Origin of the sequence: Edwardsiella piscicida (assembly GCF_021733145.1) — a bacterium.
GTDB lineage: Bacteria > Pseudomonadota > Gammaproteobacteria > Enterobacterales > Enterobacteriaceae > Edwardsiella > Edwardsiella piscicida.
Genome location: NZ_CP090968.1, coordinates 522,303 through 537,666, shown reverse-complemented (window position 1 = coordinate 537,666; position 15,364 = coordinate 522,303). Strand labels below are relative to the sequence as shown.

At 60.7% G+C, this 15,364-nt stretch carries 13 protein-coding genes and 3 tRNA genes; 6 read left to right on the top strand and 10 right to left on the bottom strand.

Annotation, left to right across the window (positions count from 1 at the left end; all coding sequences use genetic code 11):
• Positions 1–82 precede the first annotated feature (82 nt).
• The 4 genes from deoD to deoC form a co-directional block, all read right to left on the bottom strand.
• Positions 83–808: a purine-nucleoside phosphorylase gene (gene deoD, locus L1P05_RS02430; protein WP_012847361.1), complete on the bottom strand. Its 726-nt coding sequence runs from the start codon at positions 806–808 to the stop codon at positions 83–85.
• A gap of 66 nt (positions 809–874) precedes the next feature.
• On the bottom strand, positions 875–2,098 hold the full coding sequence (gene deoB / locus L1P05_RS02425) for a phosphopentomutase (RefSeq protein ID WP_012847360.1): 1,224 nt from the start codon (positions 2,096–2,098) through the stop codon (positions 875–877).
• A 100-nt stretch (positions 2,099–2,198) separates the two neighbouring features.
• Positions 2,199–3,521: a thymidine phosphorylase gene (deoA, locus tag L1P05_RS02420; protein WP_012847359.1), complete on the bottom strand. Its 1,323-nt coding sequence runs from the start codon at positions 3,519–3,521 to the stop codon at positions 2,199–2,201.
• Between the two features lie 108 nt (positions 3,522–3,629).
• The gene (deoC, locus tag L1P05_RS02415) at positions 3,630–4,409 is read right to left on the bottom strand and encodes a deoxyribose-phosphate aldolase (protein ID WP_034168340.1); all 780 of its coding nucleotides are present in this window, start codon (positions 4,407–4,409) and stop codon (positions 3,630–3,632) included.
• 473 nt (positions 4,410–4,882) lie between these two features.
• Here deoC and L1P05_RS02410 point away from each other — a divergent pair, with 473 nt between their 5' ends.
• Both L1P05_RS02410 and L1P05_RS02405 read left to right on the top strand, forming a co-directional pair.
• Positions 4,883–6,433 carry a YjjI family glycine radical enzyme gene (locus L1P05_RS02410; RefSeq protein WP_012847356.1) on the top strand — a complete coding sequence of 517 codons (1,551 nt, stop codon included), beginning with the start codon at positions 4,883–4,885 and terminating at the stop codon, positions 6,431–6,433.
• Positions 6,405–7,268 carry a YjjW family glycine radical enzyme activase gene (locus L1P05_RS02405; RefSeq protein ID WP_012847355.1) on the top strand — a complete coding sequence of 288 codons (864 nt, stop codon included), beginning with the start codon at positions 6,405–6,407 and terminating at the stop codon, positions 7,266–7,268. Before L1P05_RS02410 ends, L1P05_RS02405 begins: the two co-directional genes overlap by 29 nt.
• A 60-nt stretch (positions 7,269–7,328) precedes the next feature.
• Here the strand turns inward: L1P05_RS02405 and L1P05_RS02400 are convergent, their stop codons facing one another.
• From L1P05_RS02400 to L1P05_RS02375, 6 genes are all read right to left on the bottom strand, one after another.
• Complete coding sequence (locus L1P05_RS02400) at positions 7,329–8,594, bottom strand: NupC/NupG family nucleoside CNT transporter (protein ID WP_172454876.1); 1,266 nt, start codon at positions 8,592–8,594, stop codon at positions 7,329–7,331.
• Between the two features lie 255 nt (positions 8,595–8,849).
• The gene (locus L1P05_RS02395) at positions 8,850–9,638 is read right to left on the bottom strand and encodes a TatD family hydrolase (RefSeq protein WP_034168833.1); all 789 of its coding nucleotides are present in this window, start codon (positions 9,636–9,638) and stop codon (positions 8,850–8,852) included.
• Positions 9,638–10,639 (bottom strand): patatin-like phospholipase family protein, encoded by a 1,002-nt coding sequence (locus tag L1P05_RS02390; protein ID WP_012847352.1) that lies wholly within the window; start codon positions 10,637–10,639, stop codon positions 9,638–9,640. The genes L1P05_RS02395 and L1P05_RS02390 overlap by 1 nt, the downstream gene beginning before the upstream one ends.
• 224 nt (positions 10,640–10,863) lie before the next feature.
• Positions 10,864–12,453, bottom strand: coding sequence for a peptide chain release factor 3 (gene prfC / locus L1P05_RS02385; RefSeq protein ID WP_012847351.1), 1,590 nt, complete (start codon positions 12,451–12,453; stop codon positions 10,864–10,866).
• A 195-nt stretch (positions 12,454–12,648) separates the two neighbouring features.
• Entirely contained in the window at positions 12,649–13,095 is a 447-nt protein-coding gene (rimI, locus tag L1P05_RS02380) for a ribosomal protein S18-alanine N-acetyltransferase (protein WP_012847349.1), read from the bottom strand.
• Positions 13,055–13,465: a DNA polymerase III subunit psi gene (locus L1P05_RS02375; RefSeq protein ID WP_012847348.1), complete on the bottom strand. Its 411-nt coding sequence runs from the start codon at positions 13,463–13,465 to the stop codon at positions 13,055–13,057. The genes rimI and L1P05_RS02375 overlap by 41 nt, the downstream gene beginning before the upstream one ends.
• Before the next feature lie 195 nt (positions 13,466–13,660).
• On the opposite strand from L1P05_RS02375, the gene rsmC reads away from it, so the two are divergent.
• The 4 genes from rsmC to L1P05_RS02355 all read left to right on the top strand — a co-directional run bounded on the left by rsmC (position 13,661) and on the right by L1P05_RS02355 (position 15,206).
• A complete protein-coding gene (rsmC, locus tag L1P05_RS02370) occupies positions 13,661–14,701 on the top strand; it encodes a 16S rRNA (guanine(1207)-N(2))-methyltransferase RsmC (protein WP_034168858.1) in 1,041 nt (346 codons plus the stop codon).
• A 176-nt stretch (positions 14,702–14,877) separates the two neighbouring features.
• Positions 14,878–14,964, top strand: a tRNA-Leu gene (locus L1P05_RS02365).
• Positions 14,965–14,999: 35 nt separating this feature from the next.
• Positions 15,000–15,086 (top strand) — tRNA-Leu (locus L1P05_RS02360).
• 33 nt (positions 15,087–15,119) lie between these two features.
• Positions 15,120–15,206 (top strand) — tRNA-Leu (locus L1P05_RS02355).
• Positions 15,207–15,364: the final 158 nt, after the last annotated feature.

Sequence of the window (15,364 nt, the reverse complement as noted above, 5' to 3'; positions counted from 1 at the left end):
ATGATGGTATTACCTATCGCTGCACAAAAACAAAAAGGGGACCCCTAGGGTCCCCTTACGCTCGCGGCGAACGCGCTGCGCGTTATGCCTGCTCCTGGTCACCCAGCAGCACAGACTCCAGCGCGATTTCGATCATGTCGTTGAACGTCGTCTGACGCTCCGCGGCCGTGGTCTGCTCGTGGGTACGGATATGGTCAGAAACGGTGCAGATGGTCAGCGCTTTCGCGCCAAACTCCGCGGCTACGCCGTAGATCCCGGCGGCTTCCATCTCTACGCCCAGAATGCCATATTTCTCCATCACGTCGAACATGGTCGGATCCGGAGAGTAGAACAGATCGGCGGAGAACAGGTTGCCCACGCGGACATCGATCCCCTTCGCCTTGGCGGCATCGGCCGCATTACGCACCATGTCGAAGTCAGCGATGGCGGCAAAGTCGTTGTCTTTAAAGCGCAGACGGTTCACCTTGGAGTCGGTGCAGGCGCCCATACCGATCACGACGTCGCGCAGCTTCACGTCCATACGGACGGCGCCGCAGGAGCCTACACGGATGATTTTCTTCACGCCGAAGTCGGTGATCAGCTCTTTGGCATAGATGGAGCAGGAGGGGATCCCCATGCCATGGCCCATAACGGAGATCTTACGGCCCTTATAGGTCCCGGTGAACCCCAGCATACCGCGCACGTTGTTGACCTGGCGGACATCCTGCAAAAAGGTTTCTGCAATGTGTTTCGCACGCAGCGGATCGCCCGGCATCAGAACGACATCGGCAAAATCACCCATTTCGGCATTAATATGCGGCGTAGCCATAACTTTAATCCTTCTCTCTTAACGCAATAGACAAGAAAGCGCCATCCTCATGGATGGCGCTGACAATCAGAACATCGGCTTACCGTAAGCCATCGGCGACAGCCCGAAATAGTGGGCGACGGTCTGGCCGATATCGGCGAAAGTATCGCGCTCACCCAGGGAGCCCGGCTTCACCTTCGGCCCGTAGACCAGCACCGGAATGTGTTCGCGGGTATGATCGCTGCCATGCCAGGTCGGATCGCAGCCGTGGTCCGCGGTGAGGATCAGGATATCATCCTCTTTCACCAGCGCCAGCATCTCCGGCAAACGGCGGTCGAACAGCTCCAGCGCGGCGGCATAGCCAGCCACATCGCGACGGTGACCATACGAGGAGTCGAAGTCGACGAAGTTAGTAAAGACAATGGTGTCATTCCCCGCCTGACGCATCTCCTGCAGCGTGGCGTCAAACAGCGCATCGATACCGGTCGCCTTCACTTTCTTGGTGATACCGACGTTGGCATAGATATCGGCAATTTTACCGATGGATACCACTTCGCCCTGCTTTTCATCCACCAACTTCTTCAGCATGGTCGGTGCCGGCGGCTCTACCGCGAGATCATGGCGGTTGCCGGTGCGCTGGAAATGACCGGCTTTGTCGCCGACGAACGGCCGGGCGATAACGCGCCCGATGTTATAGCCGCCCTTGTTCAGTTCATCGCGCGCAATCTCGCACAATTCATACAGTCTTTCCAGCCCGAATGTCTCTTCGTGGCAGGCGATCTGGAACACCGAGTCTGCGGAGGTGTAAAAAATCGGCTTACCGCTCTTCATGTGCTCCTCGCCCAGCTGATCGAGGATCACCGTACCGGACGAGTGGCAGTTGCCCAGGTAACCCGGCAGATTGGCGCGCTCGACCAGCGTATCCAGCAGCGCCTGCGGGAAACTGTTCTGATGCTCGTGGAAATACCCCCAGTCAAACAGCACCGGGACACCGGCGATTTCCCAGTGGCCTGACGGCGTATCTTTACCAGAGGAGAGTTCGTTGGCATAACCATAGGCACCGATAATCTCAGCGTTTTCATCCAACCCTTCCGGGAAACGGCCGGTTGACGCCAACGCAGCTTTACCCAGCCCCAGACGGCACAGGTTCGGTAGATGCAGCGGCCCCTGGCGCCCGATATCAGCCTCACCGCGTGCACAGGCACGGGCAATGTGGCCCAGGGTATCGGCGCCTTCGTCGCCAAAGCTTTTTGCATCCTTGGCCTCACCGATGCCAAAGGAATCCAGTACCATGATAAATGCACGTTTCATCTTACTCTCCCGCGCTTGCGCGCCAAGCGCCCGAACGGCGTCACGGGGACGGCGCGAACGGGCCAAAATCATCAGACTCGGTTTGGTATTGGCGTAACCCTTACTGCGTGATACGGCGATACACCACCGGCGTCGGCTCAGGCGCACGCTCTCCCAGCGTCACCGCGGCGCGCACCGCCTCGGCGGCCTGCTGCCAGCTCGCTTCATCGCGGGCATGAACCACGGCCAGCGGGCGCTGCCCATCGACCGAATCACCCAGACGAACCATCTCGGTTAGCCCTACGCTGTAATCAATGCTATCGCTGGCCTGACGGCGACCGCCGCCCAGCCCGACAACGGACATCCCCAGCGCACGGGTGTCCATTGCTGTGATAATACCAGCTTGTTCGGCAAATACCGGTTTGCACAGCACTGCCTGTGGCAAATAGTGGTCATAGCGCTCAACGAAGTCACACGGACCGCTCTGCGCCGCCACCATTCGGCCAAAGATCTCTGCCGCCTTACCGTTGTCGAGTACCGCCTGCAGCTTATTGCGGGCCTCCGTCTGATCTGCGGCCAGTTTGCCGGAGATCAGCATCTCAACGCACAGCGCCATGGTGACCTCGAACAGACGCGGATTGCGCGCCTCGCCCGTCAGGAACTGCACCGCCTCGCGCACTTCCAACGCGTTACCGGCGCTGGAGGCCAGCACCTGATTCATGTCGGTCAGCAGCGCCGTGGTGCGGCAGCCTGCGCCGTTGGCCACGCCAACGATCGCCTGCGCCAGCGCCTCAGACAGCGCGAACGTCGGCATAAAGGCGCCGGAGCCAACCTTCACATCCATCACCAGCGCATCCAGCCCCTCGGCCAGCTTCTTGGCCAGAATAGAGGCAGTGATCAGCGGGATAGAGTCGACCGTCGCGGTGATATCGCGCGTCGCATAAAAACGCTTATCCGCCGGCGCCAGCGAGCTGGTCTGCCCGATAATGGCGACGCCGACATCGGCGATAATGCTGCGGAAACGGCTGTCGTCCGGGAAAATGTCGAACCCTGGGATCGATTCTAGCTTATCCAGCGTGCCGCCGGTATGCCCGAGGCCGCGACCGGAGATCATCGGCACATAGCCACCGCAGGCGGCGACCATCGGCCCCAGCATCAGTGAGGTCACGTCCCCCACGCCACCGGTCGAATGCTTATCGACAATCGGCCCGTTCAGATTCAGGGACTTCCAGTCCAGCACGGTGCCGGAGTCCCGCATCGCCATGGTCAGCGCCACGCGCTCCGGCATGGCCATATCGTGGAAAAAGATCGTCATCGCCAGCGCGGCGATCTGTCCCTCGGAGATCGTGTTATCCCGGATCCCGTTGATGAAAAAGCGAATTTCTTCTTCGCTCAGCGCATGGCCGTCGCGCTTTTTGCGGATAATTTCTTGAGCCAGAAACAAGGTAACCCCCTGTTAGACTGATTATTAGGCTAGGATCGTCTGCGCGATCCGTGAGAGGTAAATGCCCTTGACGTCAGTCAGGCCGCCCGCAGGCGGCCTGTTCCCGCATCAGTAGCTGCTGCCGGTGCCCTTGGCATCATAGCCTAAGGTCTGCAGCAGGCTAGCCAACAGGCTGGAAGCGCCGAAGCGGAAGTGGCGGCTATCGGCCCACCCTTCACCCAGCAGACGATCGGCCAGCGCCAGATACTGCGCCGCATCCTCCGCCGTACGCACGCCGCCGGCCGGCTTGAAGCCCACGCTCTTCGCCACGCCCATATCGCGGATCACGCTCATCATGATTTCAGCGCTCTCCAGCGTGGCGTTAACCGGCACCTTACCGGTGGAGGTCTTAATAAAGTCCGCCCCGGCCTTAATTGAAATTTCAGACGCTTTACGGATCAGCGCAGCGTCTTTCAGCTCGCCGGTTTCAATAATCACTTTCAGCAAGACATTGGCGGCGGCGCAGGTCTCTTTACAGGCTTTCACCAAATCGAAGCCCACCTGCTCGTTGCCCGCCATCAGGGCACGGTACGGGAAGACCACATCCACTTCATCCGCCCCGTAGGCGATCGCCGCACGGGTTTCCACCAGCGCGATCTCGATATCATCGTTACCGTGCGGGAAGTTGGTCACCGTTGCAATGCGTACGTCCGGCGTACCCTGTTCACGCAGGGTTTTACGGGCGATGGGGATAAAACGGGGATAAATGCACACCGCAGCGGTATTGCCCGCCGGGCTTTTGGCCTGATGACACAGCGCGATCACTTTCTCGTCGGTATCGTTGTCATTCAGGGTTGTCAGATCCATCAGGCGCAGTGCGCGCTGAGCGGCAGTTTGTAACTCGGTCATAATACTCTCCAACTGGCTGAACGCGGCCCATGCCGGTTCAATCAAAAAAAACGGGACGAAGGTTTTAACGGCCTGCGCCGTAAAGCGATCCCACACGTTGGCGAGCGGACTTGGTTCCCTGAAGAGACACCCGGCCACACCGGTATGTCATTGAGATCCATCTCACCGCACACAGCCCTTCTGGTGTGATTATTTGAACACAAAACCTCCGTCATATTTGTGTTCACTGTCACATTAGATGAAAATCAGAATGTAACATAGGATCGCGATATATGATCAATATCACATATAAATCATAACTATCGTCAAAACCGATGCTAACGTGCGAACGCGCGCAGCCCACGGCCTTACACTGACCACGCTCCGCCGTCCGCCGGTGAACCCCGCAGGCGCGACGCCGGGATTTCATACCGTTACAGGACACAGCCCTACGCTCATCCTGATCATCGCTCTCATCGCCATGGACAACGATCATGCCTGAAACCTCTGCCAACGCACTGCACTCGCGCTGTATGGCTATCGCCTGCGATCCCCATCTCTCTGCCCTGCAAAAACGCCACTTCCTTGCGCTGGAGGCCGAAAACGATCTGCCCTACCCCGCCCTACCGGAAGCGGCTCGCCAGGCGCTGGACGAAGGCGTCATCTGCGATATGTTTGAAGGCCATGCGCCCTATAAGCCCCGCTACGTACTGCCGGACTACGCCCGCTTCTTGGCCAACGGCTCTGAGTGGCTGGAGCTGGAGCCGGCGCAGGACTTTGACGACGCGCTCTCCATGTTGACCATCCTGTATCACCATGTCCCATCCGTCACATCTATGCCGGTATTTTTGGGGCATTTAGATCAACTATTGCTTCCATATGTTGGAATTTTAACAGAGAACGAATTATATATCCGCATAAAACGCTTTTGGCGTTATCTGGATCGCACTTTTCCCGATGCCTTTATGCACGCGAACCTGGGACCGTCCGATAACATCCTGACGCGTCTATTTTTACGCGCGGACGCGGAGCTAGCTCAGGTCGTCCCCAACCTGACCTTCCTCTACCACCCTGAGATCACGCCCGCAGAGCGTCTGCAGCAGGCCATTGAAAACATCTGCGCCTGCAGTAAACCGCACATCGCCAACGCGCCGCTGCATGATAATATTTTCACAGCGGGCGGCTACGGCATTGTCAGCTGCTACAACGCGCTGCCGCTGGGCGGCGGCGGCAGCACCCTGGTTCGGATGAACCTGAAAGAGGTGGCCCTGCGCAGCCGGGGAGAGGAGGACTTCTTTACCCGCACCCTGCCTGACTATTGCCAGCGCCAGACCGAGATTCTCCGCGCCCGCAGCGACTTTCTGTTCACCCGCTCCCATTTCTTCAGCCAGAGCTTCCTGGTGCATGAGGGGCTGATCGACGCCCAGCGTTTTGTGCCGATGTTCGGCATCTTTGCCCTGGCGGAGGCGGTCGATATTCTGTGTCAGCAGAGCGGCGTCGCCGCCCGCTACGGTCAGGATGAGGCGGCCAACGCCTTAGGCTATCGGATCAGCGCCTGGCTGGACGCGTTTGTCCGCGCGACCCCGCTCCCCCATGCTTGGCAGCAGCGCGCGCTGCTGCATGCCCAATCCGGGATCAGCAGCGATCGGGGCACGACGCCCGGCGCCCGCCTTCCCTACGGCAGCGAGCCGGATCCGATCGGCCATCTGATGGCCGTCGCGCCGCACCACGCCTATTATCCCGCCGGGATCAGCGACATTCTGACCCTGGATCCCACGGTAAAAAGCAACCCGCAGGCCCTGATGCAGCTGTGCCTCGGCGCGTTCTCCGCCGGGATGCGTGAATTCACGGCCAACGTCAGCGGCAACGATCTGGTGCGGGTGACCGGCTATATGGTGCGCCTGTCCGATCTGGCGCGCTATGAGCAGGAAGGGTCGCGGCTGAACACCACCTGGCTGGCGGAAGAGGCGGCGCGCAATACGGGGATGCTAGAGCGCCAGGCGCGCGTGATAAGCCATGAACAACAGACGCGCTTTAGTCAGTAAGCTGCTGCCCTTCTCCTGCGTGGATGGGCCGGGCAGTCGCCTGGTTCTGTTTCTGCAGGGCTGCAACCTGCGCTGCCGCAGCTGCCATAACCCCTACACCATTGGCCGCTGCGACGAGTGTGCCCAGTGCGTGGCGACGTGCCCGCATCAGGCGCTGTCGCTGCAGGCGGGAAAAGTGCTCTGGGATGCGCTCGCCTGCCAGCAGTGCGATACCTGTCTGCAGGGCTGCCCACGTCAGGCGAGCCCCATGGCGCTCTCCCTCAGCGTCGACGATGTGCTGATGCAGCTGCGCCGCCAGGCGGCGTTTATCAAGGGAATCACCGTCAGCGGTGGAGAGGCGACGCTGCAGCTGCCTTTCCTGCTGGCGCTGTTTCAGGCGATACGCCGCGATCCGGGATTGCAGGCGCTTGACTGTCTGGTCGACAGCAACGGTGAACTGTCAGAGCCCGGCTGGACACGGCTAATACCGTGGTGCGACGGCGTCATGGTCGATCTCAAAGCCTGGGACGACGAGCGCCACCGCTGGCTGACCGGGCGCGGCAATCGGCGCATCCTGCACAGCATTCGCTGGCTGGCGCAGCGGCGACGCCTGGCGGAGCTGCGCCTGCTGGTGATCCCGCAGCACAGCGACTACCTGACCCACATCGATGCACTGGCCGAGTTTATCCTGTCGCTGGGCGATGTGCCCGTACGCCTCAATGCCTTCCATCATCACGGCGTCTATGGTCCGGCGTCAGCGTGGCAGCCCGCCGCAAAGGACGATGTCGAACGACTGGCTCAGGCGCTGGAGACCCGCGGCGTCGGCGCGGTGATCCGCCCGGCGCTCTACCTATAAATAAAAACGCGCCCCGGCCAGTGACGGCGAAGGCGCGTGACCACCTTGCACAGCGCAGGATTACAGCGCCAGGAAGAACCCGGCGATGGTGGCGCTCATCAGGTTGGAGAGGGTACCTGCAGCGACGGCACGCAGGCCGAAGCGGGCAATCTCATGGCGACGCTTCGGCGCCATACTGCCCAGTCCGCCCAGCAGGATCGCCACCGACGAAAGGTTGGCAAAGCCGCACAGCGCGAAAGAGATGATCGCCTTGGTATGGCCGGAAAGCACCTGCAGACCGGCCGCCGCGACCTCGGCATCCGCCTTCAGGTATTCGCCAAAGTTCATATAGGCGACGAACTCGTTAACGATCAGCTTCTGCCCGATGAAAGAGCCGGCGATCTGCGCCTCGTTCCAGGGCACGCCGATCAGGAAGGCGAGCGGAGAGAATACCCAGCCCAGGATCAGCTCCATCGACAGCTGCGGGTAGTTAAACCACCCGCCAATCCCGCCCAACATGCCATTCAGCAGAGCGATCAGGGCGATAAACGCCAGCAGCATCGCGCCGACGTTCAACGCCAGCTGCAGACCCGAGGCCGCACCGGAGGCGGCGGCGTCAATCACGTTGGCCGGACGATCCTCTGCCGCCACCAGCGCGGTAGCATCTTCACGATCGTGGGTCTGCTCGGTTTCCGGTACGATCAGCTTGGCAAACAGCAGGCCGCCCGGCGCCGCCATAAAGGACGCAGCGATCAGATACTCCAGCGGCACGCCCATCTGGGCATAGCCGGCCAGCACCGAGCCGGCAACGGAGGCCAGGCCACCGCACATGACCGCGAACAGTTCGGACTGGGTCATGGTGGCGATATAGGGGCGTACCACCAGCGGCGCTTCGGTCTGACCGACGAAGATATTGGCCGTCGCCGACAGCGACTCGGTACGGGAGGTGCCCAGCAGCTTGTGCAGCGCACCGCCCAGCACGCGGATCACCAGCTGCATGATCCCCAGATAATAGAGCACGGCAATCAGCGACGAGAAGAAGACGATCACCGGCAGTACGCGCAGGGCAAAGACAAACCCGCCGCCGCCGAACAGCTCAAACATCTTGTCGGATACCAGCCCACCGAACATAAACGAAATGCCCTGATTACCATAGGCGATAACGTTTGCTACACCGGTAGACATCGCGCCCAGCATATCGCGCCCAGCGGGCACATACAGCACAAAGGCGCCAAGGCATACCTGAACGGCGAAGGCGCCGGCCACGGTACGCACCCTAATGGCGCGGCGGTTGTTGGAAAGCAGTACGCCGAGCAGGATCAGCGTGACCATTCCCACAACACCCATTAAAAGTTGCATGGTTATTATCCCTGTTGTGTGAGTCTTAATAAGGCTTACACGCCCAATGGCGCAAGCCGTCTCCTGGTGCCAGGCAAAAAACAGGAGGGGTCCATCGCCGGCGGGCGGATTATAACGGGGCATCCGCGATGTTTGCGCGTATTGCTCACAAATTTATACAACTTGAAGCAAGTTAAATTGTTAAAAAGTGATGCATATCACATCATTTAATCGTTTACGCGCGCAAAAAACCGGCGGAACGCGTCAGGAACGCGGGGGGAAGTGAAATAGACGGTGCGTGTTGTCATACAGCGCCTGGGCTATCTGCGCAGGCGTTTCACTGCGCAGCGCACACAGGGCCGCAAAGACCCGCGTCAGCTGCTCCGGACGATTGGGCGCGCCCTGGTAACCGAACAGCGGCATATCCGGCGCATCGGTCTCCAGCAGCAGCGCCTCCAGCGGCAGCGCCGCCACCGCGGCACGGGTCTTGTTCGCCCGTGCGTAGGTAATCGTGCCGCCGACGCCAATCGCATACCCCAAACGCACGAAGGCCTGCGCCTGAGCCAGGCTGCCGGAAAAACCGTGCACCACGCCGGTGCGCATCAGCCGCCGCTGGCGCAGTATCTTCGCCAGCAGATCGTGGCTGCGGCGTGAATGCAGGATCACCGGCAGATCGTAGCGCTGGGCCAGGGCCAGCTGATCCTGCAGCAGGCTCAGCTGACGCGCCGGCTGGCGGACGTCACCGTAGTGATCCAGCCCGATCTCACCCAGCGCGACCACCGCCGGGTCGGCCTGGGCCAGCAGCGTATCCAGCGCCGCAATATCCGTATCCCGATGATGTTCGATGTACAGGGGATGCAGCCCCAGCGCCGCATGCAGCATCGGATAGCGATGGGCCAGCGCCAGCACCGACGCAAAACGGGAGGCCTCGATGCTGGGCACAATGATATCGCCGATCCCCGCCGCCCGGGCGCGATGCAGGCTTGCCGCCTCATCGCCACAGAAGGGGGCAAAGTCAAAATGGCAGTGGGTGTCGATCAGCGCCGCGGCAATCACAGCGTTTCCCCTGCAGGCTGACGCGCGGCTTGGTGGGTCAGCCTCGCCGGGCCATGGGCATGCGCCGGCAGGTCACGCGGTAGCAGCCAGTGCCCAACGGCCGCCAGAAAATAGCGGGCACAGCGCCGTCCCAGATGGTAATCCGTGTTCAGCGATGCCACCGTACTGCCCAAGGCATGGCTCGCCAGCGGCTTGGGGGGGTAAATTTCAAAGATACGCAGACGGCCCGGCGGTTGCTCAATAAAACGTTGGGTGCGACGGTAGCTCTTCTCATGGCGCTGCATCATCCGCACCATCTGCTGCAGGCTGCTCTCGCTGAGCAGAGACTCCATGCGTTTCACCCAGCGGGGCGTATAGAACATCTGAGACGGCACGGTGCGTATCACCACGATGGTATCAGCGCCCAGTCGGTACGCCTCGCGCACCGGCACGGCGTCGGCGATGCCGCCGTCCTGGTAGACCACGCCGTCCAGCTCCACCCCGCTGCGGTAAAAGCCGGGGATGGCGCTGCTGGCCTTGATCACCTGCAGCCAGCTATCGCGCTGCGCCGGAAAATAGGCCGCGCTAAAGTCATCGCTACGGCTGGCGACCATATAGAACTGGCGCTGCTGTCCCAGCATACGCTCGGCGCGATCGAAGGCCAGCGGCATCTCGCGGTGGGTACAATCCACCAGCCAATCCAGATCAATGAGATGGCCGCCGCGGACAAAGCGCAGCGGGTTAAAAAACTCGCTGCGGGTGGTATAGCGCGTAATCACGCGTCGGGCATATCCCGCCTGACCACAGACAAAGGACGACAGGTTCTGGGCGCCGGCGGAGGTACCCAAATAGAGATCGAAGGGGTTGAAGCGCGCACGCAGAAACTCATCCAGCACCCCGGCGGTAAAAATACCCCGCTGTCCGCCGCCCTCGCACACCAGCGCAATGCGGCCCGGATGGTAGGGTTTATAGGCCAGGGGCTCAATGTTGCCCAGCGTAATCGGTATTCTGTATCCCACTCTACAACCTCATGACAACACGCTCAGCCGGTCTGCCGCCCCGACAAACGAGGCGACTCACATAGATTAAGCATACCTTGGATAAGGCCTCGGGATAAGTCCAGCGCAGGGGGGAAATATTATCATTCTGTCCGCTTTAACGGACGACGCGGCGCAAATAAGACGGCGGGCCACAAGGCCCGCCGCGATCGTCCCGCCAACGCCCCAAAAAAGGGCTAGGCCGATCAGTGTTCGCGCGTCTTACGGAAGCGCACCTCAGGATAACGCTCCTGGGTCAGGTTCAGGTTCACCATAGTCGGGGCGATATAGGCCAGGTTATCGCCGCCGTCCAGCGCCAGGTGCAGTTCGTTCTTACGCTGAAACTCGTCGAACTTCTTCGCGTCATCACATTCGACCCAGCGCGCGGTAGAAACGTTAACCGACTCGTAGATCGCCTCAACGTTATATTCGCTCTTCAGGCGAGCCACCACCACGTCAAACTGCAGCACGCCGACCGCACCGACGATCAGATCGTTATTGGCCACCGGACGGAACACCTGTACCGCTCCCTCTTCCGACAGCTGAACCAGCCCCTTCAGCAGCTGCTTCTGCTTCAGCGGGTCGCGCAGACGGATGCGGCGGAACAGTTCCGGGGCAAAGTTGGGGATCCCGGTGAACTTCATCTCTTCGCCCTGGGTAAAGGTATCGCCGATCTGGATGGTGCCATGGTTATGCAGACCGATGATATCGCCCGGGTAGGCCTCCTCTACGTGGGCGCGGTCGCCGGCCATAAAGGTCAGCGCGTCGGCGATCACCACATCCTTACCGGTGCGAACCTGGCGCAGCTTCATCCCCTTGTCATAGCGACCGGAGACCACGCGCATGAAGGCGACGCGATCGCGGTGCTTCGGATCCATGTTCGCCTGGATCTTAAACACAAAGCCGCTGAATTTCTCTTCGTCGGCGCTGACCTTGCGCACATCGGTCATCCGCGGCATCGGCGCCGGCGCCCAGGCCACCAGACCGTCCAGCATATGATCCACGCCAAAGTTACCCAGCGCAGTCCCGAAGAAGACCGGCGTCAGCTGACCGTTGAGGAAGGCCTCCTCTTCAAACTCGGTAGACGCCCCCTGCACCAGCTCCAGCTCCTCGCGCAGCTGGACCGCCAAGTCCTCGCCCACCGCGGCATCCAGCTGCGGGTTATCCAGCCCCTTAATCACCCGAACCTCTTGGATGGTATGCCCCTTGCCGCTTTGGTACAGGTAGGTTTCATCCTTGTACAGGTGGTAGACCCCCTTGAACAGCTTACCGCAGCCGATAGGCCAGGTGATCGGCGCACAGGCGATCCGCAGCTCGCTCTCCACCTCGTCCAGCAGCTCCATCGGATCGCGGATGTCACGGTCGAGTTTGTTCATAAAGGTCAGGATCGGCGTATCGCGCAGACGGGTGACCTCCATCAGCTTACGGGTGCGATCCTCGACCCCTTTAGCCGCATCGATCACCATCAGGCAGCAGTCCACCGCCGTCAGGGTTCGGTAGGTATCCTCGGAGAAATCCTCGTGCCCCGGGGTATCCAGCAGGTTGACCAGGGAGTCATGATACGGAAACTGCATCACCGAGGTGGTAATGGAGATACCGCGCTGTTTCTCCATCTCCATCCAGTCTGACTTGGCATGCTGGCTGGAGCCGCGGCCTTTTACCGTCCCGGCGACCTGGATCGCCTGTCCGAACAGCAGCACCTTTTCGGTGATGGTGGTTTTACCGGCATCCGGGTGAGAAATAATGGCAAAGGTGCGCCGTTTGGCGACTTCGCGGGCGTATTCACTTGGCGACATGATTTTCTATTCTGTATTGAGCTGCCCTGCCCGCGAACGCGCGCAAACGGCGGCCATCGGCGGGCAACACAGGCGTAAATGGGTAATCAGCGCGCTATTTTCCCTGATTTATTCAGGTTAGACAACGCGCAATTTCAGGCGCCCTGCCGCAGGCAGGGGGAATACTATCGCGCCGCGGGCGCGCGAAAACGACGGCTACCCCAGCGGCAGCGCCATGATGCGGGCATCCTCACGTCCGTCCGCGGTCGGATAGTAGTTGCGCCGCAGCGACACCTCATTGAACCCCAGCGCATGATACAGCGCGATGGCGGCCCGATTGGAGTCTCGCACCTCCAGCCACAGCGTCACCACGCCGCGCTCGGTCAGATCGTCAATCAGACGCAGCAGCAGCGTACGCCCCAGCCCCTGACGCTGATAGGCGGGGGCGACGGCAACGTTGAACAGCGTCGCCTCATCCAGCACCACCTGCGTAATGGCAAAGGCGGCCAGCTGCCCCTGTGACTCCAGCTTCAGGTTATAGTAACGCTCGCCCTGATTGCTGAGAAAGGTGCTGTGAGTCCAAGGAAATGCGTGACTGGCGCACTCCACGGCATAGGCGGCATCAGTGTCCGCCGGGGTCAGGGAAGAAATGATGTTGCTCATGACAAATTTGCTGCCACAGGGCGCGCTTGGCGCCGGGGTTATGGTAAAGCGCACCGAGCGCCGGAGAGCGGAGGCAAGCCTCAGAGGAGGCGGACTCCCCCAGCCACCAACACAGGTAACGCTGGCGATCGCTGAGCATCTCATACTGCTCCGGCGTCAGGATCACCGCCTGCTCCGCCGTCAGCGACAGCGCGCGTAGAATATCGCACAGTAACAGATCATCCGGCGACAGGGGAGCCTCAGACACGATAAGCAGCCGTGTCTGCGCCGACAGCGTAATGGCGACCTCGCCGCGCAGAAGCGCCGGGCGACGCAGGACCCATTGGGTTATCCCCAGCTGCTGTAAAAGTTGATCGCGTCGCGAAGTCATACTGCCCCTGTCTGTTATGCGCCGCCGCGGCGCCGAAATCCCGTGATACCTGTCTGCGCTACTATGCTAACAAACCCGTCGCGACGGCACCATCGCACCGTGCAGCGGATCGCCACCGCCGCGATGAATGGCGCGTTTCAGAACGCCGGTGAAAGCTCTATAATCACCGGTCAGCCTATTGAGGAGTTTTGTGCCATGTCCGCTTTTACCCCGGCCAGCGAAGTCGTGCTTCGCCACGGCGAAGAGTTTGAGCCCCGCCGCGTCCTGTTCGCCGGCGATCTGCAGGATACGCTGCCCGCGCAGTTTAACGCCGTTGAAGTCCGCGCCCACACCACCCAGTACCATCACTGGCAGGCGCTGCATCCCGCCATGGGCGAGCGCTGCCTGTTCTCTCTGACCATCACGGCAGAGTTCGCCGCCGGCATCGATACCCTGATCTACTTCTGGCCCAAGAGCAAGCCAGAGGCGCTGTTCCAGCTGACTCAGCTACTCTCGCAGCTGCCGGTCGGCTGCGATGTGTTTATCGTCGGTGAAAACCGCGCCGGCGTCCGCAGCGCCGAAGAGCTGGCGTCCGACATGCTGACGCTGAACAAGATAGACAGCGCCCGCCGCTGCGGCCTGTATCACGGTCAGCTGGCCCAGCCGCCCCGCTTCGATCTGAACGACTGGTGGATGTCCTATGACACCGGCAGTCTGCGCATCGCCACGCTGCCGGGCGTATTCAGCCGCGACGGGCTAGACATCGGCAGTCATCTGCTGCTCTCTTCGCTGCCCCACGGCCTAAAAGGGAACGTCCTGGACGTCGGCTGCGGCGCCGGGGTGTTATCCGCCGCCATCGCCCGCATGTCGCCGGAGACCCGTCTCACCCTGAGCGATGTGAACGCCGCTGCCCTGACCGCCAGCCGGCAAACGCTGGCGCAGAATGCGATCGACGGCGAGGTGCTCGCCAGTAACGTCTTCTCCGATATCAGCGGTCGCTTCGATCTGATCATCTCTAACCCGCCGTTCCATGATGGTGTACAGACCAGCCTGCTGGCCGCACAGACCCTGATCCGCGGCGCCGTCAGCCACCTGCAGCTGGGCGGTGAGCTGCGGATCGTCGCCAACGCCTTCCTGCCCTATCCGCAGGTGCTGGATGCCGTATTCGGTCGCCATGAGGTCGTGGCCCAGACCGGGAAATTCAAGGTGTACTCCGCCATTCTCGATCGGGCGGCGCTGGAGCACAGCCGTCGATAGACCCCGGGGCCGGCGTACGTCGGCCTTTTTTTCAGCGCAAAACGGTCAAATTACGCCTCACGCGCCCAAATTTGCACCGATCGCAGAAAATTCAGGAAATAACTGTTGACGCCGCGACGAAAATCTCTAGAATTCGCCTCCGTGGTTACGTTACTCCAGCAGTAACGCAACGGTATGCGAAGGTGGCGGAATTGGTAGACGCGCTAGCTTCAGGTGTTAGTGTCTTAACGGACGTGAGGGTTCAAGTCCCTCTCTTCGCACCACATAACCACGATTGATTGCGCTTTGACGGCACCTTGCGAAGGTGGCGGAATTGGTAGACGCGCTAGCTTCAGGTGTTAGTGTCTTAACGGACGTGAGGGTTCAAGTCCCTCTCTTCGCACCAAAGCCGACGAGCGACAATCAGCAACACCCGTGTGCGAAGGTGGCGGAATTGGTAGACGCGCTAGCTTCAGGTGTTAGTGTCCTAACGGACGTGAGGGTTCAAGTCCCTCTCTTCGCACCACTCTTGTTTTTCTTCTGCATCTCGTCATCCTCTCCCTGTTTTACGCTTGATTCCCGCAGTTGACCTATCCTGCTATCGCTATCCAGACAGAGACTCAACGCCGTCGATATATCGCGCTCGTCGCTCATCGCCGATAACGTCTCGACCGTACCGCCTCA